General features: G+C 71.1%; 22 protein-coding genes and 1 pseudogene. 19 read left to right on the plus strand and 4 right to left on the minus strand.

Annotated features, from left to right (window positions below):
- The first annotated feature begins 44 nt into the window (after nt 1-44).
- The 3 genes from J7E94_RS24180 to J7E94_RS24190 are packed head-to-tail and all read left to right on the plus strand — an operon-like array spanning nt 45 to nt 2,902.
- On the plus strand, nt 45-1,367 hold the full coding sequence (locus J7E94_RS24180; protein ID WP_215018854.1) for a serine/threonine-protein kinase: 1,323 nt from the start codon (nt 45-47) through the stop codon (nt 1,365-1,367).
- Nucleotides 1,360-1,776: a hypothetical protein gene (locus J7E94_RS24185; protein WP_215018856.1), complete on the plus strand. Its 417-nt coding sequence runs from the start codon at nt 1,360-1,362 to the stop codon at nt 1,774-1,776. Before J7E94_RS24180 ends, J7E94_RS24185 begins: the two co-directional genes overlap by 8 nt.
- A complete protein-coding gene (locus tag J7E94_RS24190; RefSeq protein WP_215018858.1) occupies nt 1,760-2,902 on the plus strand; it encodes a caspase domain-containing protein in 1,143 nt (380 codons plus the stop codon). The genes J7E94_RS24185 and J7E94_RS24190 overlap by 17 nt, the downstream gene beginning before the upstream one ends.
- Nucleotides 2,903-3,084: 182 nt before the next feature.
- On the opposite strand, the gene J7E94_RS24195 is transcribed toward J7E94_RS24190, so the two are convergent.
- Together J7E94_RS24195 and J7E94_RS24200 are read right to left on the minus strand one after the other, a co-directional pair.
- Nucleotides 3,085-4,314, minus strand: a complete 1,230-nt coding sequence (locus J7E94_RS24195; RefSeq protein WP_215018860.1) for a DUF349 domain-containing protein — start codon at nt 4,312-4,314, stop codon at nt 3,085-3,087.
- Between the two features lie 194 nt (nt 4,315-4,508).
- Nucleotides 4,509-5,291, minus strand: coding sequence for a peptidylprolyl isomerase (locus J7E94_RS24200; RefSeq protein WP_215018862.1), 783 nt, complete (start codon nt 5,289-5,291; stop codon nt 4,509-4,511).
- Nucleotides 5,292-5,444: 153 nt separating this feature from the next.
- Between J7E94_RS24200 and J7E94_RS24205 the strand changes: the two genes are divergently transcribed.
- The 4 genes from J7E94_RS24205 (at nt 5,445) to J7E94_RS24220 (ending at nt 9,646) form a co-directional block, all read left to right on the plus strand.
- Complete coding sequence (locus J7E94_RS24205) at nt 5,445-6,155, plus strand: MBL fold metallo-hydrolase (RefSeq protein WP_215018864.1); 711 nt, start codon at nt 5,445-5,447, stop codon at nt 6,153-6,155.
- 10 nt (nt 6,156-6,165) lie between these two features.
- Entirely contained in the window at nt 6,166-7,428 is a 1,263-nt protein-coding gene (hisS, locus tag J7E94_RS24210; protein ID WP_215018866.1) for a histidine--tRNA ligase, read from the plus strand.
- Between the two features lie 206 nt (nt 7,429-7,634).
- A complete protein-coding gene (locus tag J7E94_RS24215; protein ID WP_215018868.1) occupies nt 7,635-8,249 on the plus strand; it encodes a vitamin K epoxide reductase family protein in 615 nt (204 codons plus the stop codon).
- Nucleotides 8,250-8,290: 41 nt separating this feature from the next.
- A complete protein-coding gene (locus J7E94_RS24220) occupies nt 8,291-9,646 on the plus strand; it encodes a replication-associated recombination protein A (protein ID WP_215018870.1) in 1,356 nt (451 codons plus the stop codon).
- Nucleotides 9,647-9,691: 45 nt separating this feature from the next.
- On the opposite strand, the gene J7E94_RS24225 is transcribed toward J7E94_RS24220, so the two are convergent.
- A complete protein-coding gene (locus J7E94_RS24225) occupies nt 9,692-10,582 on the minus strand; it encodes a DUF2470 domain-containing protein (protein WP_374224493.1) in 891 nt (296 codons plus the stop codon).
- A 55-nt stretch (nt 10,583-10,637) separates the two neighbouring features.
- Here J7E94_RS24225 and rpsD point away from each other — a divergent pair, with 55 nt between their 5' ends.
- Entirely contained in the window at nt 10,638-11,249 is a 612-nt protein-coding gene (gene rpsD / locus J7E94_RS24230) for a 30S ribosomal protein S4 (protein ID WP_150520470.1), read from the plus strand.
- A 136-nt stretch (nt 11,250-11,385) separates the two neighbouring features.
- Here rpsD and J7E94_RS24235 read toward each other — a convergent pair.
- Nucleotides 11,386-12,055, minus strand: a pseudogene (locus tag J7E94_RS24235) (hypothetical protein); the annotation flags it as partial.
- 199 nt (nt 12,056-12,254) lie between these two features.
- Here J7E94_RS24235 and J7E94_RS24240 point away from each other — a divergent pair.
- The 11 genes from J7E94_RS24240 (at nt 12,255) to aroQ (ending at nt 22,414) form a co-directional block, all read left to right on the plus strand.
- Entirely contained in the window at nt 12,255-12,683 is a 429-nt protein-coding gene (locus J7E94_RS24240; protein ID WP_215018874.1) for a DUF948 domain-containing protein, read from the plus strand.
- An 8-nt stretch (nt 12,684-12,691) separates the two neighbouring features.
- The gene (locus tag J7E94_RS24245; RefSeq protein ID WP_215018876.1) at nt 12,692-13,045 is read left to right on the plus strand and encodes a DUF6167 family protein; all 354 of its coding nucleotides are present in this window, start codon (nt 12,692-12,694) and stop codon (nt 13,043-13,045) included.
- Entirely contained in the window at nt 13,045-15,714 is a 2,670-nt protein-coding gene (gene alaS / locus J7E94_RS24250) for an alanine--tRNA ligase (protein WP_215018878.1), read from the plus strand. Before J7E94_RS24245 ends, alaS begins: the two co-directional genes overlap by 1 nt.
- A 3-nt stretch (nt 15,715-15,717) precedes the next feature.
- The gene (ruvX, locus tag J7E94_RS24255; RefSeq protein WP_215018880.1) at nt 15,718-16,188 is read left to right on the plus strand and encodes a Holliday junction resolvase RuvX; all 471 of its coding nucleotides are present in this window, start codon (nt 15,718-15,720) and stop codon (nt 16,186-16,188) included.
- Nucleotides 16,189-16,289: 101 nt separating this feature from the next.
- Complete coding sequence (gene mltG, locus J7E94_RS24260; protein WP_215018882.1) at nt 16,290-17,972, plus strand: endolytic transglycosylase MltG; 1,683 nt, start codon at nt 16,290-16,292, stop codon at nt 17,970-17,972.
- Between the two features lie 6 nt (nt 17,973-17,978).
- Entirely contained in the window at nt 17,979-18,803 is an 825-nt protein-coding gene (locus J7E94_RS24265; protein ID WP_215018884.1) for a shikimate dehydrogenase, read from the plus strand.
- Between the two features lie 34 nt (nt 18,804-18,837).
- The gene (locus J7E94_RS24270; protein WP_215018886.1) at nt 18,838-19,029 is read left to right on the plus strand and encodes a hypothetical protein; all 192 of its coding nucleotides are present in this window, start codon (nt 18,838-18,840) and stop codon (nt 19,027-19,029) included.
- Between the two features lie 160 nt (nt 19,030-19,189).
- The gene (gene aroC, locus J7E94_RS24275; protein WP_215018888.1) at nt 19,190-20,374 is read left to right on the plus strand and encodes a chorismate synthase; all 1,185 of its coding nucleotides are present in this window, start codon (nt 19,190-19,192) and stop codon (nt 20,372-20,374) included.
- The gene (locus J7E94_RS24280) at nt 20,371-20,889 is read left to right on the plus strand and encodes a shikimate kinase (protein WP_215018890.1); all 519 of its coding nucleotides are present in this window, start codon (nt 20,371-20,373) and stop codon (nt 20,887-20,889) included. Before aroC ends, J7E94_RS24280 begins: the two co-directional genes overlap by 4 nt.
- Nucleotides 20,886-21,977, plus strand: coding sequence for a 3-dehydroquinate synthase (gene aroB / locus J7E94_RS24285; RefSeq protein WP_215018892.1), 1,092 nt, complete (start codon nt 20,886-20,888; stop codon nt 21,975-21,977). The genes J7E94_RS24280 and aroB overlap by 4 nt, the downstream gene beginning before the upstream one ends.
- Nucleotides 21,974-22,414 (plus strand): type II 3-dehydroquinate dehydratase, encoded by a 441-nt coding sequence (aroQ, locus tag J7E94_RS24290; RefSeq protein ID WP_215018894.1) that lies wholly within the window; start codon nt 21,974-21,976, stop codon nt 22,412-22,414. The genes aroB and aroQ overlap by 4 nt, the downstream gene beginning before the upstream one ends.
- Nucleotides 22,415-22,437 lie beyond the last annotated feature (23 nt).

A 22,437-nucleotide genomic window follows, 5' to 3' on the forward strand; every position in this document is an offset into this window, starting at 1 on the left:
ACATATTCCCCCCGGGGCTCGCCCGGCGCTACCGTCCGATCGACGTGCTCGGACGGGGCGGAATGGGCGTGGTGTTCGCGGCGGAGGACACCCGCCTGCGGCGCCGGGTGGCGGTGAAGGTCCTGTCGGCGGTCGGCGCGAGTCTTCCGCACGAAATGCAGCGGAGGTTCGTCGCCGAAGCCATCGCGCTGGCGCGGATCCGCCACCGGGGCGTCGTGGGCATCCACGACTCCGGGTTCGACACCCTCAGCGGCACGCCGTACCTGGTGATGGAGATGCTCGACGGGGCCGATCTCTCGGTCCTCGGCGCCGCGGGCGCGCTGTCCGTCTCCGCGGCCTGCTGGATCGCTGCCGAGACCCTCGACGCCCTGGACGCCGCCCACAAGAGCGGGGTGCTGCACCGCGACGTGAAGCCCGGCAACATCCGGGTGAGCCGGACGGGCCATGTGGTCCTGTACGACTTCGGACTCGCCGTGGTGACCGAGCAGCCCCGCAGCACCAGGGGCGACGACCGGCTGATCGGCACCCCGCAGTACATGGCGCCCGAGCGGATCGAGGGACTGGCGCCGGTGGAGGCCACCGACCTCTACGGGGTCGGAGCCTGTATGCACTTCATGCTCACCGGCCGGCCCCCCTTCGAGAGCGACCCGGAGGAATTCGGCGCCCTCGTCCTGCGGGCCGCCAAGGGAGTTCCCTCGCTTCGGAACCGGGGACTGGACCACCTCCCGGCCGGCCTGGTCGAGGCGGTGGACGCGCTCTGCGCCCGGGACTTCCGCGAGCGGCCGACGGACGCGGTCGCCGCCGCGGCGCTGTTGCGGCGCTGGGCGGACGGCGGCAGAGAACGGGTCGAACAGCTCATCAGCCGGCACCTGCTGCACCGGACACCCGAGTTGCCGCACCCGGCGGAGCTGCCCGAGTACGACTGGAACCAGGTCGACGTCACGGACGCCGGCGCACGCCGGACGCCTGACGCGCGCTCCCGGGCGGGACTTCTTCCGGCGCCGGACGAGGACCCGTGGGAGCGCACCCTCGGGCGCCTCCCGGCGACGGCCCCGGCCCCGGTCACGCTCAGCGAGGTCACCCGCAAGCTCGTTCACAGCCGCCTGACCGAGAGCAGCGCCCTGTCCCGCCAGCGGGAGGCGGTCGGCCTGGTCCTGCGGGGCGAGCTCCAGGAAGCCGCCCAACTGCTCTCCGGCGTCACCCGGTTCTGTGAGGAGACCTTGGGCCCGGCCCATCCGACCACGCTCGCCTGCCAGTACTGGCAGGCTGTGTGCCTGGCCCGGCTCGGGAACGCGAAGAAGGCGCTGGAGCTGTTCGCGCGGGTCAGCGCACACCACGGACACGGGAGGGGTACGGCGGATGCGTGACTACGAGCTACAGGTGGATCCGTACAGACCGGGACTGGGAGCGGAGAGCGAACTGCGGTCGCTGCTCCTCTGGTTGGGCGAGGACGAGACGCTGCGCCGCGAGGCACGCGGACGGATCCGCAGCAGCGCGGCGCCCCCGGCAGCGGAGGGCACGCCCATGGGGTCGCCCGGTTTCGACCTCCTCCAATTAGCCGTCGCCAGCGGCCTGTCCACCGGGTCCCTGGTCGTCTCCGTCCTCCAGTGGCAGGCGTCGCGCCGCCGGGCTCCCGCCCTCACCGTGCGCCGGGGCCCGTACGAGGTCACCCTCACCGGCGAGGAGGCGGACGACCCAGAGACCCTGCGCCGCATCGTCGCGGTGCTGGAGAACGGAAGCGGGGACGCGGACGGGGACCATGACGGGACTGCCTGACCCGGCGGCCTCGCGGGCGGTCCTCATCGGCAGCGCCGGATACCGGCACCTGGCAGCCCTCCCGGCCGTCGAGACCAATGTGAAGGACCTGGCCGCCGAGCTGTGCGACGCGACCATCTGGGGACTGCCCGAGCAGCACTGCACGCTCGTACTCGATCCCCAGTACCCCGCCGAGCTGCTCGACCCGGTCCACCGCGCGGGGGAGGAGGCCACCGACACGCTGCTGGTCTACTACGCCGGGCACGGCATGCGGGACGCGGCGACGGCCGACCTGTACCTCGCCCTCCAAGGCTCCCGCGAGCACATCGGCTACACCGCCGTCGCCTACCAGCACCTGCGGTCCGCCCTGCGCGACTCCCAGGCCCGGCGCAAGGTGGTGATCCTCGACTGCTGCTTCAGCGGCCGCGCCGCCAGCACCCTCGCCGGCGGGGAGGACGCCCTCGCCACGCAGGCCGCCGTCGAAGGCGCGTACGTCCTGACCGCCTCCCCGCGCGACCGGGTGGCCCTCGCCCCCGACGGCGAACGGCACACCGCGTTCACCGGCGAGCTGCTGACCATCCTGCGCGACGGGATCCACGAGGGACCCGAACTGATCGACCTGGACACCCTCTGCCGCACCATGGAGAACCGGCTGCGCGGCAAGAACCGCCCCCTGCCCCAGCACGCCCAGGAAATGGGCGTGGGCAGGCTGCAGCTCGTACGCAACCGGGCACGCGCCGCGCGCGGCACTCCGGCCGGTCCCGTCCTGCCCGCCGACGTCCGCTCCGCCATGGTCGTCGCCGGGCTCGGGCTCGCCCGCACGCTGCGCTCCGCGGGCCGCACCCGCGACGCGCTGCCCGTGCTGCGCCTCGCACTCCAGGAACGGGCGCCCGACGGGGAGGGAGACCTGCTCGCCGTGCAGCTCGAACTCTCCGACATGCTGGAGGAGACCGGACAGACCCGCGAGGCCATCGAGGTGCTGGAACAGGCCTTCCAGCAGGTGCACCGGTTCTACGGGCCCGAGGCCGTCCAGGTGTGCCGCCGGCTGGCCGCGCTGCTCCAGGAGTCCGGCAACCACATCCAGGCGTGCGAGGTCCTCGAACACGCGCTGGACCTGCTCCAGGACGGCAGCCGGGCGCTCCCGTGACGCGAAAACGGGCGGGCACCACCGGAAAGCCGGTGGTACCCGCCCGCACGCCGTCCGGGTGCACCCTGAGCGGCGAAGCCGCCCTGGCCTCAGCGGCCTCAGCGGCCTCAGCGGCCTCAGCGGCCTCAGCGGCCTCAGCCGCTCCGGCCGCTCCCGCCTCAGCGGTCTCAGCCGCTCCCGTCTCAGCCGCCGAACTCCTCCAGGCCCTTCAGCGCCTGGTCCAGCAGGGCCTGGCGGCCCTCCAGCTCACGCGCCAGCTTGTCGGCCTTCGCGTTGTTGCCCGCCGCGCGCGCCGCGTCGATCTGCTCGCGCAGCTTGTCGACCGCCGCCTGGAGCTGGCCCGTCAGACCGGCCGCGCGCGCCCGCGCCTCCGGGTTCGTACGGCGCCACTCGCCCTCCTCGGCCTCCTGCAGGGCCCGCTCCACCGCGTGCATCCGGCCCTCGACCTTCGGCCGGGCGTCCCGCGGCACGTGGCCGATGGCCTCCCAGCGCTCGTTGAGGGAGCGGAACGCGGCACGGGCGGCCTTCAGGTCCGTGATCGGGACGAGCTTCTCGGCCTCCTCGGCCAGCTCCTCCTTCAGCTTCAGGTTCTCCACCTGCTCGGCGTCGCGCTCCGCGAAGACCTCGCTGCGGGCCGCGAAGAACACGTCCTGCGCACCGCGGAAACGGTTCCACAGATCGTCCTCGGCCTCGCGCTGCGCCCGGCCCGCCGCCTTCCAGTCCGCCATCAGCTCGCGGTAGCGGGCGGCCGTCGGACCCCAGTCGGTCGACTTCGACAGCGACTCGGCCTCCGCGACCAGGTTCTCCTTCACCTTGCGGGCGTCCTCGCGCTGCGCGTCCAGCGAGGCGAAGTGCGCCTTGCGGCGCTTGGAGAAGGCCGAGCGGGCGTGGGAGAAGCGGTGCCACAGCTCGTCGTCCGACTTGCGGTCCAGCCGGGGCAGACCCTTCCAGATGTCCACCAGGGCACGCAGCCGCTCGCCGGCGCTGCGCCACTGGTCGCTCTGCGCCAGCTGCTCGGCCTCGACGACCAGCGCGTCCTTGGCCGCGCGGGCCTCGTCCGTCTGCTTCGCCTTCTGGGCCTTGCGCTCCTCGCGCCGCGACTCCACGGTCTGGACCAGCTTGTCCAGCCGCACGCGCAGTGCGTCGAGGTCGCCCACGGCATGGTGCTCGTCGACCTGCGTACGCAGGTGGGCGATCGCCGTCTGCGCGTCCTTGGCGGACAGATCGGTGGTCCGCACCCGCTTTTCGAGGAGGCCGATCTCGACCACCAGGCCCTCGTACTTGCGCTCGAAATAGGCCAGGGCCTCCTCAGGGGTGCCCGCCTGCCACGAGCCGACGACCTTCTCGCCATCGGCAGTACGCACGTACACGGTGCCCGTCTCGTCGACTCGGCCCCACGGGTCGCTGCTCACAGCGCCTCCTCCACCTGATGCCTGCGAGGGGTTCACCCCCTGGGCATCGTCCACAGTTTCCCGGGGCGGGCAGCGCCCGCCCTCCACAACGCCAACATAGGCGACCGCCGGGCCGGCTGTCCGCATCCCGCACGACGGAATATCGCCGCACGGGCGGGTGGCCGGCCGGGCCCGGGGGCCGCCTGCCCTTCCCGTCAGTTCTGCGTGACGGTGCCCTTCTCGATCTTGACCTCGGTCTTCGGGGCCCCGTCCTGGCCGCCGTCGGCCGTTCCGGCCTTGGCGACGTCCTCCAGGACCTTCAGGCCGGCCGCGTCGATCTTGCCGAACGGCGTGTACGAGGGGGCCAGCGGGCTGTCCTTGTAGACGAGGAAGAACTGGCTGCCGCCCGAGCCCGGCTGGCCGGTGTTGGCCATCGCCACCGTGCCCGCCGGGTAGACGACCTGCCCCTGCTCGTTCGGCTTGCCCAGCGAGTCCAAGTTCTCGTCCGCGATGGTGTAGCCGGGGCCGCCCATGCCGGTGCCCTCGGGGTCGCCGCACTGGAGGACGTGGATCCCGCCGGTCGTCAGGCGGTGGCACTTCGTGTTGTCGAAGAACTTCTTGTCGGCGAGCGACTTGAAGGAGTTCACCGTCTGCGGGGTCTTCGCCGCGTCCATCGCGAAGCTGATGTCGCCCGCGCTGGTCTTCAGGGCGAAGGTGTACTTCGCCTTCTGGTCGATGGCCATCTCCGGCGACGGGGACTGCTTGGGCGTGGGCGAGGCCGACGGGCTCGCGGCCGGGTCCGCCGCCTGGTCCTTCTTGTCCTTGTCGAAGACGCCGCCCACGATGAGGCCGACCAGCGTCGCCACGACCACGGCCACCGCCGCACCGATCACCGCCATGCGCCGGCGGGCCTTCCGGCGGGCCTCCTCACGGCGCTTCTGCTGCCGCTCGTACTTCTCCCTGGCGAGCTGTCGCCGTCGCTGATCGCTCGTGACCACCGGGTCGTCTCCTTGTGCGTGTCTGATACCGCTGTCCGGGCTGGGTTAGGCCGTACCGTATATGGGTTCGCTGTGTAATGAGCGGCGCCGGTAGGCTCTGAGCAGCAGCATTCCGATCTGCAGCCTCCCGCCGGACGACGATTGAGGACGAACGTGCTGATTGCCGGGTTCCCCGCTGGGGCTTGGGGTACCAACTGTTACGTGGTCGCCCCCGCCGCCGGCGAGGAGTGCGTCATCATCGACCCGGGCCACCAGGCCGTCCAGGGTGTCGAGGAGACGCTGAAGAAGCACCGGCTCAAGCCCGTCGCGGTCGTCCTGACCCATGGCCACCTCGATCATGTGGCCTCGGTCGTCCCGGTGTGCGGAGCACACGGCGTACCGGCCTGGATCCACCCCGAGGACCGCTACATGATGAGCGACCCGGAGAAGGCGCTGGGCCGCTCCATCGGGATGCCGCTCATGGGCGAGCTCACCGTGGGCGAACCGGACGACGTCCGCGAGCTGACCGACGGCGCCGCCCTGAAGCTGGCCGGCATGGACTTCTCCGTCGCGCACGCCCCGGGCCATACAAAGGGGTCGGTGACCTTCCGGATGCCTGAGCTGGCGGACGTCCCGCCGGTCTTCTTCTCGGGTGACCTGCTCTTCGCCGGCTCCATCGGACGCACCGACCTGCCCGGCGGCTCCCACGCCGAGATCCTCGAGTCGCTGGCCCGCGTGTGCCTGCCGCTCGACGACTCGACCGTGGTGCTGTCCGGCCACGGTCCCCAGACCACCATCGGCCGCGAGCGCGCGACCAACCCGTACCTGCGGGAGGTCGCCGCCGGGCTGGGAGACGGCACCGCCGCTCCACGACGAGGAATGTGACGAGAGTTTCGTGAGCACCTTCAAGGCCCCCAAGGGCACGTACGACCTGATCCCGCCCTACTCGGCCAAGTACCTGGCGGTCCGCGAGGCGATCTCCGGCCCGCTGCGGAAGTCCGGCTACGGATACGTCGAAACGCCCGGCTTCGAGGACGTCGACCTCTTCGCCCGCGGTGTCGGTGAGTCCACCGACATCGTGACGAAGGAGATGTACACCCTCACGACCAAGGGCGGCGCGAACCTCGCGCTGCGCCCCGAGGGCACCGCCTCCGTGCTGCGCGCGGCGCTGGAGGCGAACCTGCACAAGGCCGGCGGCCTGCCGGTCAAGCTCTGGTACTCCGGCTCGTACTACCGCTACGAGCGCCCGCAGAAGGGCCGCTACCGCCACTTCTCGCAGGTCGGTGCCGAGGCCATCGGCGCCGAGGACCCGGCGCTGGACGCCGAGCTGATCATCCTCGCCGACCAGGCGTACCGCGCGCTCGGCCTGCGCGACTTCCGCATCCTGCTGAACTCGCTCGGGGACAAGGAGTGCCGTCCCGTCTACCGGGAGGCGCTCCAGACCTTCCTCGGCGGTCTCGACCTCGACGAGGAGACCGTCCGCCGCGCCGGGATCAACCCGCTGCGGGTGCTCGACGACAAGCGGGCCGACGTACAGAAGCAGCTGGTCGGCGCGCCGATGCTGCGCGACTACCTGTGCGACGCGTGCAAGGCGTACCACGAGGAGGTCCGCGAGCTGATCACGGCCGCCGGTGTGGCCTTCGAGGACGACGAGAAGCTGGTGCGCGGACTGGACTACTACACCCGCACCACCTTCGAGTTCGTCCACGACGGCCTGGGCTCGCAGTCCGCGGTGGGCGGCGGCGGCCGCTACGACGGCCTGTCCGAGATGATCGGCGGACCGGCGCTGCCGTCGGTCGGCTGGGCGCTGGGCGTCGACCGTACGGTCCTGGCCCTCGAGGCCGAGGGCGTCGAGCTGGACATCCCGGCCACGACGGAGGTCTTCGCCGTGGCGATCGGCGCCGAGGCGCGGCGCCTGCTGTTCGGCGCGGTCACCGAGCTGCGCAAGGCCGGGGTCGCGGCGGACTTCTCGTACGGGGGCAAGGGCCTCAAGGGTGCGATGAAGGACGCCAACCGCTCGGGCGCGCGGTTCACGGTGGTCGCCGGTGAGCGCGACCTCGCCGACGGTGTCGTGCAGCTGAAGGACATGGAGTCCGGGGAGCAGGCGGCCGTGCCGGTCGCGGACCTGGTCGCCACCGTCCGGGCCCGCCTGGGCTGACCGGCAGCCGCCCCGCCCACCGGACCCGCAAACGCCGGGGAGATTCCGCAGTGCGGAGCTCCCCGGCGTTCGCGTCCGGCCGGTCGGCCCGGGCGATTCCGAGGAGGATCCGGCGCGCGTCCTTATCTCCGTCGAACGGTGGCCACACAGCCCGGTACGGCACAATGGCCCGTGCTTGATGACCTTGCAGATGTGGAGCGGGCGGGATGACGACACGAGGCACGGACGGGGACACCGCCCCGAGGACGATCGGGGGCAGCCGCGCGCTGGCCCTGCTGCTGGTGATCACGGGGGCGGCGGGACTCCTCGCCGCCTGGGTGATCACGCTCGACAAGTTCAAGCTGCTGGAGGACCCGAACTTCGTTCCGGGCTGCAGCCTGAACCCGGTCGTCTCCTGCGGCAACATCATGAAGAGCGACCAGGCGGCCGTCTTCGGCTTCCCGAACCCCATGCTGGGGCTGGTCGCCTACGGGATCGTGGTCTGCGTCGGCATGAGCCTGCTGGCCGGGGCCCGGTTCCGCCGCTGGTACTGGCTCACCTTCAACGCGGGCACCCTCTTCGGCGTCGTCTTCTGTGCCTGGCTGATGTACCAGTCGCTGTACAACATCAACTCCCTGTGCCTGTGGTGCTGCCTGGCCTGGGTCGGCACGATCCTCATGTTCTGGTACGTCACCTCGCACAACGTGCGCCAGGGCCTGCTGCCCGCTCCCGGCTGGCTCAAGGGCTTCCTCGACGAGTTCACCTGGGTGCTTCCGGTGCTGCACATCGGGATCATCGGGATGCTGATCCTGACGCGCTGGTGGGACTTCTGGACCTCGTAGGGGCGGCGGGGACTGTCGGTGGGCTCGCTTAGGCTTCCAGTGTGGAACCAGACCTGTTCACCGCCGCTGCCGAAGACCGCCGGGAGAAGGATCCCGCGAGCTCCCCGCTCGCCGTGCGGATGCGCCCGCGCACCCTGGACGAGGTGGTCGGCCAGCAGCACCTGCTGAAGCCGGGCTCACCGCTGCGGCGGCTGGTGGAGGAGGGTTCCGGAGGACCGGCCGGCGCCTCGTCGGTGATCCTCTGGGGGCCGCCGGGCATCGGGAAGACCACCCTCGCCTACGTGGTCAGCCAGGCCACGCAGAAGCGGTTCGTGGAGCTGTCGGCCATCACGGCGGGCGTCAAAGAGGTACGGGCGGTCATCGAGGGCGCCAAGCGGGCGGCCGGCGGCTACGGCAAGGAGACCGTCCTCTTCCTCGACGAGATCCACCGCTTCAGCAAGGCGCAGCAGGACTCGCTGCTCCCGGCCGTCGAGAACCGCTGGGTCACGCTGATCGCGGCGACCACGGAGAACCCGTACTTCTCGATCATCTCCCCGCTGCTGTCGCGTTCCCTGCTGCTGACGCTGGAGCCGCTGACCGACGAAGACCTGAGCGCGCTGATGCGCCGGGCGCTGACGGAGGAGCGGGGCCTCGGCGAGACGGTGACCCTGCCGGCGGACGCGGAGGCGCACCTGCTGCGGATCGCCGGCGGCGACGCCCGGCGGGCGCTGACGGCGCTGGAGGCCGGTGCCGGTTCGGCGATCGCCAAGGGGGAGTCCGAGATCACCCTCCAGACGGTGGAGGAGGCGGTCGACCGGGCGGCGGTCAAGTACGACCGGGACGGCGACCAGCACTACGACGTGGCGAGCGCGCTGATCAAGTCGATCCGCGGCTCGGACGTGGACGCGGCGCTGCACTACCTGGCCCGGATGATCGAGGCGGGGGAGGACCCCCGGTTCATCGCGCGGCGCCTGATGATCTCGGCGAGCGAGGACATCGGGCTGGCGGACCCCACGGCTCTGCCGCTCGCGGTGGCCGCGGCCCAGGCGGTGGCGATGATCGGCTTCCCGGAGGCGGCGCTGACGCTTTCGCACGCCACCATCGCGCTGGCGCTGGCCCCGAAGTCGAACACCGCCACGACCGCGATCGGCGCGGCGCTGGCCGATGTCCGGGCGGGGCTGGCGGGGTCGGTGCCGGCGCACCTGCGGGACGGGCACTACAAGGGCGCCGCGAAGCTGGGGCATGCCGTGGGGTACGTGTACCCGCACGATGTGCCGGGGGCGATCGCGGCTCAGCAGTACGCACCGGACGAGGTGCACGGGAAGCGGTATTACGAGCCGACCCGGTACGGCGCCGAGGCCCGCTACGCGGACGTGGTGGAAAAGGTCCGCGAGCGGCTCCGAGGCATGGGCGCCTGACCTGCGGTCCGCCGCCGGGGCGCCGGATTCCCGCCGGTCACAGCACTAGCGGCCCGCCGCCGCGAACAGGGTGTGCATCGCGCGGCGCAGGCCGCAGATGTCCGCCACCGGCTCCGGGAAGTCGAAGCGGGCGTCGAAGGAGCCGGCCGGGTCGCCGCTGAAGCGGATGCGCAGGCCCAGCCGGTCCAGCGCGAGCGGCACGGCCGTGAGCCCGTCGGCCTCGCGGGGGCCCAGCAGGCCGCACAGCTCGCCGATGCGGTCGCCATGCGCGGCGTGCAGGTGCTGGAGCAGCTCCGTCTCGTGCGCGACCATCGGGTCCGGCTCGGCGGCGGCCAAGTCCTCGGGGTCCACGTGCTCCGCGCCCCACAGGTCGTCCACCGAGATCTCGCCGACCTCCAGGCGCAGCAGCCTCCACCGGGCGTCGGCCGGCCGCGGCAGCTCACCCACCGGCCGGCGCTCCGCAAGCAGCGCGGCGCAGGCCGCGCGGTCGGCCCCGCGGACCGGCGTCAGCCACCCGGCCAGCCACGCACGGCCTCGGATACGATGGGGCACGGACACCGGCGCCACATCCGTGATCTCGATCACGGCGGTGAGGTCGTCGTCCTGGGCGTAAGCGGCTGCCCTGGCAGCTGCGGATTCCCCTGACACCAGGAGAATCACGTCCCCGTCCGGGGTGACGGTCCGTGCGGCCGGCATCCCTGTCCCGAACTCTCCCTGGTCACGAGACCGCATCTGGTCGAAAGCACCTGGCAGCGTGAGGGATACTGAGGCGTTGGACTCTACGAGGGTTCGTACGCGTTCGGCTCCGGTGAGCTGCCGAACGCCTTCCCTGGGACGCGGCTGACCTTGCTTATCGTCGTCGAAAGCAGATCCTGTTTCGTTTGGATCTGAACTTCGACGCGCACTGGGCAGGGGGATCCCATGTGGTCGAGACATTACGTCCTCCTCGCTAAGGTAAGCCTCACCTAACTTACATGGAGGTAGGTTCCACGTGAACCAGAAGCGACCCAAGGTCAAGAAGTCGCGTGCCCTCGGCATTGCGCTGACCCCGAAGGCCGTCAAGTACTTCGAGGCCCGCCCCTACCCGCCGGGCGAGCACGGCCGTGGCCGCAAGCAGAACTCGGACTACAAGGTTCGTCTGCTGGAGAAGCAGCGTCTGCGCGCTCAGTACGACATCTCTGAGCGTCAGATGGCCCGCGCGTACGACCGCGCCAAGAAGGCCGAGGGCAAGACGGGCGAGGCGCTGGTCGTCGAGCTCGAGCGTCGCCTCGACGCCCTGGTTCTGCGTTCGGGCATCGCCCGCACCATCTACCAGGCCCGCCAGATGGTCGTTCACGGCCACATCGAGGTCAACGGTGGCAAGGTCGACAAGCCGTCGTTCCGTGTCCGTCCGGACGACGTCGTGACCGTGCGCGAGCGCAGCCGCGAGAAGGTTCCGTTCCAGGTTGCCCGCGAGGGTGGCTACGCAGGCGAGGGCGAGACCCCGCGCTACCTGCAGGTCAACCTGAAGGCCCTGGCCTTCCGCCTGGACCGCGACCCGAACCGCAAGGAAATCCCGGTCATCTGCGACGAGCAGCTCGTCGTCGAGTACTACGCCCGCTGATGCAGGCGTAGCCCTCACAGGCTGGTGGAAACCCGCCGTCCCCTTCGGGGGGCGGCGGGTTTCCACGTTCCACGGCCCCGAAAGCGAACGGCGGAATCCGGCTGCGCGCGCCCCCGCTACGCCGGATCCGGCTGGTCCGCCGCCGCAGCCGCTCCGCGCCGCCCGTCGACTCCAGCCACCCTGCCCCGTACATCCGTACGGTCTCCAGCATCCGGTAGCCCACTCCGGCCGCCGTCTCCTCCTTGAGGAGCAGGGACTGCGCCAGGAGCTCCCCGACCAGGTCCAGCACCTCCGCCACCGGCAGGCCGTGCCCCGCGCACACGTACTCGGCGGCGTCGAGGTCGAACTGCCCGGCGAACACCGACAGCCGCGCCCGCAGCAGCCGCTCCGCCGCCGTGCACAGCTCGTGGCTCCAGTCGATCGCCGTACGCAGCGTCCGGTGCCGGGGGAGCACCCCGCGCGCGCCGCCCGTCAGCAGCGCGAAGCGGTCCAGGACCAGGAGCAGCCGCCGCCCCGCCAGATGCTCCGCCAGCACCGTCCGCGGCGGCCGGGTGGTGTGGTCGGTCCGCCCGAACGCCTCCGCGAGCGCCGGCTCCAGCAGCGCCGGATCGCGTACGGTCGCCAGCTCGGCCAGCCATACCCCGTCGCAGTAGCGTTCCTGCGCCCGCTCCGCGGCCGACCGGGCCGCCGCGAGCACCAGCCGGGATTTGCCCGCTCCGCCCACGCCGGTCACCGTGACCAGCCGGGAGGACTCCAGGAGCCGCCAGCCCGGCCGGTTCGGCACCCCGCCCGACGAACGCGCCCAGCTCCGAGGGAAGATTGCCGAGGTCGGCGGATCGAGGCGGTCTCTGTCACACGGGTCACGGAGGGTACTGGTCCGGAAGTGCTGCGTACAAGGCGGTCAGATCCGTCCCCGAATTCGGGTACGGCCGGGGATCTCCGGCGCGATAGGGTCGGAGGACGAATCTTCAGTGCAGTCCAAGTACAGACAGAGAGCGGTGTGACGTGTCCGGTGGAGAGGTGGCCGGGATCCTCGTGGCCGTCTTCTGGGCCATTCTGGTCTCCTTCCTCGCCGTGGTGCTGGTGAGGCTGGCCCAGGTGCTCAAGGCGACCACCAAGCTGGTGGCGGATGTGACCGACCAGGCCGTCCCGCTGCTCGCCGACGCCTCCACCACCGTCCGCTCCGCGCGCACCCAGCTCGACCGGGTCGACGCCATCGCGAGCGACGTCCAAGAGGTCACCTCCAACGCCTCCGCGCTCTCCTCCACCGTGGCCTCCACCTTCGGGGGACCGCTGGTCAAGGTCGCGGCCTTCGGCTACGGCGTCCGCAAGGCGCTGGGCAAGGCCGATGAGGCGCCCGCGAAGACCACCCGGCGCAGCGTGATCGTCGGCCGTACGGTGCCGGCGGCCAGGCGCCGGAAGCAGAAGGGCTGAGACCACCGATGTTCCGCCGAGCCTTCTGGTTCACCGCAGGCGCCGCCGCAGGCGTGTGGGCCACCACCAAGGTCAACCGGCAGCTGAAGAAGCTGACGCCGGAGAGCCTCGCCGCCCAGGCCGCCGACAAGGCCGTGGAGGCGGGCCACCGCCTCAAGGATTTCGCCCTCGACGTCAAAGCGGGAATGACGCAGCGCGAGGACGAGCTGAACGATGCACTGGGACTCCACCAGGACCCCGACCGGCCCGACAACGTCACCGCTCTTCCCGGGGCGCGGCGGCCGCGGGCCATCGAGCACGACCAGCACGACAAGACCACCCCCCGACCGAAGTTTTCGTACAACCGGAATGAGGACCACTGATGGAGTCGGCTGAAATCCGCCGCCGCTGGCTGAGCTTCTTCGAGGAGCGCGGTCATGCCGTTGTCCCTTCGGCGTCGCTCATCGCGGACGACCCGACTCTGCTGCTGGTCAACGCGGGCATGGTGCCCTTCAAGCCGTACTTCCTCGGCGAGACCAAGCCGCCGGCCCCCCGCGCCACCAGCGTGCAGAAGTGCGTCCGCACGCCGGACATCGAAGAGGTCGGCAAGACCACCCGCCACGGCACGTTCTTCCAGATGTGCGGCAACTTCTCCTTCGGCGACTACTTCAAGGAAGGCGCCATCAAGTACGCCTGGGAGCTGCTTACCAGCTCCGTGGCGGACGGCGGCTACGGTCTTGAGCCCGAGAAGCTCTGGATCACCGTCTACCTCGACGACGACGAGGCCGAGCAGATCTGGCGCGAGAAGATCGGCGTCCCCGCCGAGCGCATCCAGCGCCTGGGCAAGAAGGACAACTTCTGGTCCATGGGCGTCCCCGGCCCCTGCGGCCCGTGCTCGGAGATCAACTACGACCGCGGCCCCGAATTCGGCGTCGAGGGCGGCCCCGCCGTCAACGACGAGCGGTACGTGGAGATCTGGAACCTGGTCTTCATGCAGTACGAGCGGGGCGCCGGCGACGGGAAGGAAGACTTCCCGATCCTCGGCGACCTTCCGTCGAAGAACATCGACACCGGTCTCGGCCTCGAGCGCCTCGCCATGATCCTGCAGGGCGTGCAGAACATGTACGAGACCGACACCCTGCGCGTGGTCATGGACAAGGCCACCGAGCTGACCGGCGTGCAGTACGGCGCGGCCCAGGGCACCGACGTGTCCATGCGCGTGGTCGCCGACCACATCCGCACCTCCGTCATGCTCATCGGCGACGGCGTCACCCCCGGCAACGAGGGCCGCGGCTACGTGCTGCGCCGCATCATGCGCCGCGCCATCCGCAACATGCGCCTCATGGGGGCCACCGGCCCGGTCGTCCAGGAACTCGTCGACGTCGTGATCAACACGATGGGGCAGCAGTACCCGGAGCTCGTCACCGACCGCGCCCGCATCGAGACCGTCGCCCTCGCCGAGGAGGCCGCCTTCCTCAAGGCCCTGCGCGGCGGCACGAACATCCTCGACACCGCCATCACCGAGACCAAGGCCACCGGTGGCACGGTCCTCGCCGGCGACAAGGCGTTCCTGCTCCACGACACCTGGGGCTTCCCGATCGACCTCACCCTGGAGATGGCCGCCGAGCAGGGCCTCTCCGTGGACGAGGACGGCTTCCGCCGCCTCATGAAGCAGCAGCGGGACCAGGCCAAGGCCGATGCCAAGGCCAAGAAGACCGGTCACGCGGACATGTCCGCCTACCGCGAGATCGCCGACGGCTCCGGCGCCACCGAGTTCACCGGCTACGCCACCACGCAGGGCGAGTCCACCATCGTCGGCCTCCTGGTCAACGGCGTCTCCTCGCCCGCCGCCTCCGAGGGCGACGAGGTGGAGGTCGTCCTCGACCGCACCCCCTTCTACGCCGAGGGCGGCGGCCAGCTCGCCGACCAGGGCCGCATCAAGCTCGACTCCGGCGCCGTCATCGTCGTCCGCGACGTGCAGCAGCCGGTCCCCGGTGTCTCCGTGCACAAGGGCTCCGTCCAGGTCGGCGAGGTGACGGTGGGCGCCTCCGCGTACGCCGCCATCGACGTGCACCGCCGCCGGGCCATCGCCCGCGCCCACTCGGCCACGCACCTGACCCACCAGGCGCTGCGCGACGCGCTGGGACCGACGGCCGCCCAGGCCGGTTCCGAGAACTCCCCCGGCCGCTTCCGCTTCGACTTCGGTTCCCCGAACGCCGTCCCCGGCACGGTCCTCACCGACGTCGAGCAGAAGATCAACGACGTGCTCGCGCGCGAGCTGGACGTCACCGCCGAGATCATGAGCATCGACGAGGCGAAGAAGCAGGGCGCCATCGCCGAGTTCGGTGAGAAGTACGGCGAGCGCGTGCGCGTCGTCACCATCGGCGACTTCTCCAAGGAGCTGTGCGGCGGCACCCACGTCGGCAACACCGCCCAGCTGGGTCTGGTGAAGCTGCTCGGCGAGTCCTCCATCGGCTCCGGCGTGCGCCGCGTCGAGGCCCTCGTCGGCGTGGACGCCTACAACTTCCTCGCCAAGGAGCACACGGTCGTCGCCCAGCTCCAGGAGCTGGTCAAGGGCCGTCCGGAGGAGCTGCCGGACAAGATCGCCTCCATGCTCGGCAAGCTGAAGGACGCCGAGAAGGAGATCGAGAAGTTCCGTGCGGAGAAGGTCCTCCAGGCCGCCGCCGGTCTCGCCTCCAACGCCCAGGACATCCACGGCGTCGCCCTCGTCGTGGGTACGGTGCCGGACGGCACCGGCGCCGACGACCTGCGCAAGCTGGTCCTCGACGTCCGCGGCCGCATCCAGGGCGACCGCCCGGCCGTCGTGGCCCTCTTCACCGTGGCGAACGACCGCCCGCTGACCGTCATCGCCACCAACGAGGCGGCCCGCGAGCGCGGCCTCAAGGCCGGCGACCTGGTCCGTACGGCCGCCAAGACCCTCGGTGGCGGCGGTGGCGGCAAGCCGGACGTGGCTCAGGGCGGTGGCCAGAACCCGGCCGCCATCCCCGAGGCCATCGCCGCGGTCGAGCGCCTCGTCGTAGAGACGGCCTGACAGATGACACTGCGCCGCGGCCGCCGGCTCGCCATCGACGTGGGGGACGCCCGGATCGGAGTCGCCTCGTGCGACCCCGACGGGGTGTTGGCCACACCGGTGGAGACCGTTCCGGGACGGGACATTCCGTTCGCCCACCGGCGGCTGCGGCAGCTCGTCGAGGAGTACGAGCCCCTCGAAGTCGTGGTCGGCCTGCCCCGCTCGCTCAGCGGGCGGGAGGGGCCGGCCGCGGTCAAGGTGCGCGCCTTCGCGAACGAACTCGCGAAGGGCATCAAGCCCGTGACGGTCCGTCTGGTGGACGAGCGGATGACCACGGTCACCGCGGCCCAGGGACTGCGGGCCTCCGGCAGGAACGCGAAGAAGGGCCGCTCGGTCATCGACCAGGCAGCCGCAGTGGTCATCCTTCAGAACGCTCTTGAGACCGAACGGGTATCAGGTAATCCGCCCGGTGAGTGCGTCGAAGTGGTTGTCTGATCGCGATACGGTAACGTTCCGCGCGATGAGACGGCATTCGAACAGCCGTCGCCCACGGAAGCCGGAATCCGTGGCCTTCGTCTCGCGGCTCTAGGGGACCAATGACTGAGTATGGCCGGGGCCGAGGCTCCGAACCGTGGCACCCCGAGGACCCCCTGTACGGGGACCAGGGGTGGACCGGGCACCAGACCCAGCAGGGCCAGGCGCCCTACGGCGGCGATCAGCAGCAGTACCCGCAGGAGCAGCAGTACCCGCAGGAGCCGCAGTACCAGCAGCAGCCGCAGCAGCCGCAGCCGCAGTACCCCCAGCACCCGCAGTACGTCGAGCAGCAGCACCAGGGCTACGCCCCGCAACAGCCGGTGTACGACAGCCAGGGCTGGGACACCGGCCAGGGCCAGTACATGGGAGCGGTGCAGACCGACCCGTACGTCGCCGCGGACGCGTACGCCTCGCAGCCCATCCCCGTGTACCCCGGCGATGCCCCGGACCTGTACACCACTGAGGACGCCTACCCGCCTCCGCAGCCCCCGGGCCGGCGCCACCTGGAGCCGGAACCGGTCGAGGAAGTGGACGAGGAGTCCGAGGACTCGTTCTTCGCCGGCGGCGGCGGCGGCGGTGGCCGCGGCGACGACGACGGCGACGGCGACGAGCCCGGTGGCGGCCGCCGCTCCGGCCGCTCGAAGGGCGGCAAGCCCAAGAAGCGCAGCGGCACGGCCTGCCTCCTCGCCGCCGTCGTGATCATCGGCGTGGTCGGCGGTGGCGGCTACTACGGCTACAGCTACCTCAAGGCGAGGTTCGGCGCCGCGGAGGACTTCGCGGGCGAGGGCACCGACGAGATGGTCGACGTGGAGATCCCCAAGGGCGCGGGCCTGGGGCAGATGGGCCGGATCCTCAAGGACGCCGGCGTGGTCGCCAGTGCCCAGGCCTTCGTCGATGCCGCGAACGCCAATCCCAAGGGCAAGTCCATCCAGCCGGGTGTCTACCCGATGAAGAAGAAGATGTCGGGCGCGGCCGCCGTCGCACTGATGATCGACCCCAGCAAGCTGAACGTCATCACCATCGGCGAAGGCTGGCGCAACGCCAAGGTGTACGAGGCGATCGACAAGAAGCTGGGCAAGCCGGAGGGCACCACCCGGGACATCGCCCAGCGCGACGCCAAGAACCTCGGACTGCCCGCTTGGGCCGGGAACAACCCGAAGCTCATCGACCCGCTCGAGGGCTTCCTGTACCCGGCGCGCTACGACCTCAGCAAGGACAGCACCCCCGAGTCCCTGCTCAAGCAGATGGTCAAGAACGCGACCGACAAGTACACGGAGCTCGGCATCGAGACCAAGGCCAAGGAGCTGGGCCTGGAGAACCCCCTCCAGGTGGTCACGGTCGCCAGCCTCGTCAACGCCGAGGGCAAGAACCACGAGGACTTCCGGAAGATGTCCGAGGTCGTCTACAACCGCCTGAAGAAGACCAACGACGTCACGAACCAGAAGATCGAATTCGACTCGACGTACAACTACATCAAGGGCAAGAGCGACATCAACTTCTCCATCAAGGAGGCGAGGGCGCTCGACCACCCCTACAACACGCACTACGTCAAGGGCCTGCCTCCCGGCCCGATCGGGAACCCCGGCGCGGACGCGCTGAGCGCTACGCTCAACCCCGACCACGGCGGCTGGATGTTCTTCGTGTCGGTCGACGGCGACAAGACGACCTTCACCAAGACCTACGAAGAGCACCAGACGCTGGTCGCGGAGTTCCTCGAGCGGCAGAAGCAGAAGAACGGCGGGTAGCAGGACATGTCACGGATACGGGCCGCGGTGCTGGGTTCGCCCATCGAGCACTCCCTCTCACCGGTGCTGCACCGCGCCGCCTACCGTGAGCTCGGCCTCGACGACTGGTCGTACGACCGCTTCGAGATCGACGAGGCCGCGCTTCCGGGGTTCGTCGGCGGCCTCGGCCCCGAGTGGGCCGGGCTGTCGCTGACCATGCCGCTGAAGCGGGCGATCATCCCGCTGCTCGACGGCATCAGCGACACGGCCGCCTCCGTCGAGGCGGTCAACACGGTCGTCCTCACCGAGGACGGCCGCCGCCTGGGCGACAACACCGACATCCCCGGCATCGTCTCCGCGCTCCACGAGCGCGGCGTGGAGAAGGTGGCGTCCGCCGCCATCCTCGGCGCCGGCGCCACCGCCTCCTCGGCGCTCGCCGCGCTCTCGCGGATCTGCACCGGCGAGGTCACCGCGTACGTCCGCTCGCGCGCCCGCGCCGACGAGATGCGGCAGTGGGGCGAGCGGCTCGGCGTCGCCGTCCGGACGGCCGACTGGTCCGAGGCGGCCGCGGCGCTGGCCGCGCCGCTGGTGATCGCGACCACCCCGGCCGGTACGACGGACGCCCTGGCCCCTTCCGTGCCGGACGCTGCGGGCACCCTCTTCGACGTCCTCTACGACCCGTGGCCGACCGCCCTCGCCGCGGCCTGGGGCCGGCAGGGCGGCAAGGTCGTCGGCGGACTGGACCTGCTGGTCCACCAGGCCGTGCTCCAGGTCGAGCAGATGACCGGCCGCACCCCGGGCCCGCTGTCCGCCATGAGGGCCGCCGGAGAGCGGGCACTGGCCGCCCGTTAGGCTTCCCGCCTGCGGATTCGATCACGGGGGCGGCATGGAACAGACGGGTACCGACCAGATGCTCGCGTCGAAGTGGGACCTCCCCTTCGTGCTCGGCGGCATGCTGCGACTGGCGTTCGCCAACCTGCCCGACTGGGTCAAGCTGACCGTCTTCGGAATCATCGGTTCCGTCGCCGTGTGGACGGCGGTCACCTGGCTCCGAGAGCGCGGCCGAAGGGGCACCTGACGGACAAGGCGTCCGATAGCTGGACCGGGGCCCGGTATACCGGTCCGGACATGGGAGGATCAGGTACGGCGGGTCCGGGCCGCGCACTCCCCCAGCTACCGCTGGGAGGTGCCCCCAGATCGCGCCGTGGCTTTAGCAGGCGCGAGCATGAGGAGCATCGTTGAGCAGGTTGCGTTGGCTGACCGCCGGGGAGTCGCACGGACCGGCGCTGGTAGCGACGCTGGAGGGCCTTCCCGCCGGCGTCCCGGTCACCACCGAGCTGGTGGCCGACCACCTGGCCCGGCGCCGGCTCGGCTACGGCCGCGGTGCCCGGATGAAGTTCGAGCAGGACGAGATCACCTTCCTCGGCGGCGTCCGGCACGGGCTGTCGCTGGGTTCGCCCGTGGCCGTCATGGTCGGCAACAGTGAGTGGCCCAAGTGGGAGACCGTCATGTCGGCCGACCCGGTCGACCCCTCGCTGCTGAAGGACACCGGCCGCAACGCGCCGCTGACCCGTCCCCGCCCCGGCCACGCCGACCTCGCCGGGATGCAGAAGTACGGCTTCGACGAGGCCCGGCCGATCCTGGAGCGCGCCAGCGCCCGTGAGACCGCCGCCCGTGTCGCCCTCGGCGCCATCGCCCGGTCCTTCATCAAGGAGGTCGCGGGCATCGAGATCGTCTCTCACGTGGTGGAACTGGCCGCGGCCAAGGCGCCGTACGGCGTCTACCCCACCCCCGCCGATGTCGACAAGCTCGACGCGGACCCGGTGCGCTGCCTCGACGCCGACGCGAGCAAGGCGATGGTCGCCGAGATCGACCAGGCCCACAAGGACGGCGACACCCTGGGCGGTGTGGTCGAGGTGCTCGCCTACGGCGTGCCCGTCGGCCTCGGCTCCCACGTCCACTGGGACCGGCGCCTCGACGCCCGCTTGGCCGCCGCGCTCATGGGCATCCAGGCCATCAAGGGAGTCGAGGTCGGCGACGGCTTCGAGCTCGCCCGCGTGCCCGGCTCCAAGGCGCACGACGAGATCGTCTCCACCCCCGAGGGCCTCAAGCGGACCTCCGGCCGTTCCGGCGGCACCGAGGGCGGTCTGACCACCGGCGAACTGCTGCGCGTACGGGCCGCGATGAAGCCCATCGCGACCGTGCCGCGCGCGCTGGCGACCGTGGACGTGGCGACCGGTGAGGCGACGGTGGCCCACCACCAGCGCTCCGACGTCTGTGCCGTCCCGGCCGCGGGCATCGTCGCCGAGGCCATGGTGGCCCTGGTCCTGGCCGACGCGGTCGTCGAGAAGTTCGGCGGCGACTCCGTCCCCGAGACCCGGCGCAACGTCCAGTCGTACCTCGACAACCTGCAGATCCGGTGACGGGCGGACCTCTGGTCGTCCTCGTCGGCCCCATGGGGTCCGGCAAGTCCACGGTGGGGGCGCTGCTCGCCGAGCGGCTCGGCGTCCCCTACCGGGACACGGACGCGGACATCATCGCGGCCCAGGGCCGGGAGATCTCCGACATCTTCATCGACGAGGGCGAGCCGTACTTCCGTGAGCTGGAGCGGCAGGCGGTCGCCACCGCCGTCGCCGAGCACACCGGAGTCCTCGCCCTCGGCGGCGGCGCCGTCCTCGACGAGGGCACCCGCACGCTGCTCACCGGCCTCCCCGTCGCCTATCTGTCGATGGACGTCGAGGAAGCCGTACGGCGCGTGGGCCTCGGCGCCGCGCGCCCGCTGCTCGCCGTCAACCCGCGCCGCCAGTGGCGCGAGCTGATGGACGCCCGGCGCCCCCTGTACACCGAAGTCGCGCGCGTCGTGGTGGCCACCGACGACCGCACCCCCGAAGAGGTCGCCCAGGCGGTCCTCGACGCTCTGGAGTTGAAGGACGTATGACAGACCAGGTGACGCGGATCCACGTCGGCGCGAGCGCCGGCCATGACGCGTACGACGTGCTCGTCGGCCGGCAGCTGCTCGGCGAGCTCGGCTCCCTGATCGGTACAAAGGCCCAGCGGGTCGCCGTGATCCACCCCGAGGCGCTGGCCTCGACCGGTGAGGCACTGCGCGGCGACCTGGCCGAGCAGGGCTTCGAGGCGGTCGCCATCCAGGTGCCGAACGCCGAGGAGGCCAAGACGGCCGAGGTGGCCGCGTACTGCTGGAAGGCGCTCGGCCAGTCCGGCTTCACCCGCACCGACGTCATCGTCGGAGTCGGCGGGGGAGCCACGACCGACCTCGCGGGCTTCGTCGCCGCCACCTGGCTGCGCGGGGTGCGCTGGATCGCCGTACCGACCACCGTCCTGGCGATGGTGGACGCGGCCGTCGGCGGCAAGACCGGCATCAACACCGCCGAGGGCAAGAACCTGGTGGGCTCCTTCCACCCGCCGGCCGGCGTGCTCTGCGACCTGGCCGCGCTGGAGTCGCTGCCGGTCAACGACTACGTCAGCGGCCTCGCCGAGATCATCAAGGCCGGATTCATCGCCGACCCGGAGATCCTCGACCTGATCGAGGCCGACCCGGCGGCCGCGCGCACGCCCGAGGGCCCGCACACGGCCGAGCTGATCTGCCGCTCCATTCAGGTCAAGGCCGACGTGGTCTCCAGCGACCTCAAGGAATCGGGCCTGCGGGAGATCCTCAACTACGGCCACACCCTCGCGCACGCCATCGAGAAGAACGAGCGCTACAAGTGGCGGCACGGAGCGGCCGTGTCCGTCGGCATGGTCTTCGCCGCCGAACTCGGCCGCCTCGCGGGCCGCCTCGACGACGCCACCGCAGACCGCCACAAGGAGATCCTCGCCGCCGTCGGCCTGCCGCTGACCTACCGCGGCGACCAGTGGCCCAAGCTGCTCCAGACCATGCAGGTCGACAAGAAGTCGCGCGGCAACCTGCTGCGCTTCATCGTCCTGGACGGGCTGGGCAAGCCCACCGTCCTGGAGGGCCCCGACCCGGCGCACCTGATCGCCGCGTACGGCGAGGTGTCCGCGTGAGCCGCAAGGTGCTCGTCCTCAACGGCCCTAACCTGGGGCGGCTGGGGTCGCGCGAGCCCGATGTGTACGGGGCCACCTCGTACGCCGGGCTGGTGGAGAGCTGCCGTGCGCTGGGCGAGGAGCTCGGCTTCGACGTCGAGGTCCGCGAGACCAACGACGAGGGCGAGCTGATCCGCTGGCTGCACGAGGCGGCGGACGGCAAGATCCCCGTGGTCATCAACCCGGGGGCCTTCACGCACTACTCGTACGGGATGCGGGACGCGGCCGCGCAGCGCACCGCGCCGCTCATCGAGGTGCACATCTCGAACCCGTACGCCCGCGAGGAGTTCCGGCACACCTCGGTCATCGCCTCGGTGGCGACCGGGACGGTGGCGGGCTTCGGCATCGGTTCGTACCGGCTGGCGCTGCGCGCGCTGGCGGACGAGATCTCCCTCTGACGCCTGGGCCGACGCCCTGCCCG

This window comes from Streptomyces sp. ISL-94 (genome assembly GCF_018614075.1).
Lineage (GTDB): Bacteria > Actinomycetota > Actinomycetes > Streptomycetales > Streptomycetaceae > Streptomyces.

Excerpts from the sequence above, each read along its gene's own strand:
- mltG (WP_215018882.1), top strand. The coding sequence starts at position 16,290 with ATGACTGAGTATGGCCGGGGCCGAGGCTCCGAACCGTGGCACCCCGAG.
- J7E94_RS24245 (WP_215018876.1), top strand. The coding sequence starts at position 12,692 with ATGTTCCGCCGAGCCTTCTGGTTCACCGCAGGCGCCGCCGCAGGCGTG.
- J7E94_RS24185 (WP_215018856.1), top strand. The coding sequence starts at position 1,360 with ATGCGTGACTACGAGCTACAGGTGGATCCGTACAGACCGGGACTGGGA.
- J7E94_RS24215 (WP_215018868.1), top strand. The coding sequence starts at position 7,635 with ATGACGACACGAGGCACGGACGGGGACACCGCCCCGAGGACGATCGGG.
- alaS (WP_215018878.1), top strand. The coding sequence starts at position 13,045 with ATGGAGTCGGCTGAAATCCGCCGCCGCTGGCTGAGCTTCTTCGAGGAG.
- J7E94_RS24190 (WP_215018858.1), top strand. The coding sequence starts at position 1,760 with ATGACGGGACTGCCTGACCCGGCGGCCTCGCGGGCGGTCCTCATCGGC.
- ruvX (WP_215018880.1), top strand. The coding sequence starts at position 15,718 with ATGACACTGCGCCGCGGCCGCCGGCTCGCCATCGACGTGGGGGACGCC.
- J7E94_RS24265 (WP_215018884.1), top strand. The coding sequence starts at position 17,979 with ATGTCACGGATACGGGCCGCGGTGCTGGGTTCGCCCATCGAGCACTCC.
- J7E94_RS24270 (WP_215018886.1), top strand. The coding sequence starts at position 18,838 with ATGGAACAGACGGGTACCGACCAGATGCTCGCGTCGAAGTGGGACCTC.
- J7E94_RS24225 (WP_374224493.1), bottom strand. The coding sequence starts at position 10,582 with ATGTCTCGACCACATGGGATCCCCCTGCCCAGTGCGCGTCGAAGTTCA.
- aroB (WP_215018892.1), top strand. The coding sequence starts at position 20,886 with ATGACAGACCAGGTGACGCGGATCCACGTCGGCGCGAGCGCCGGCCAT.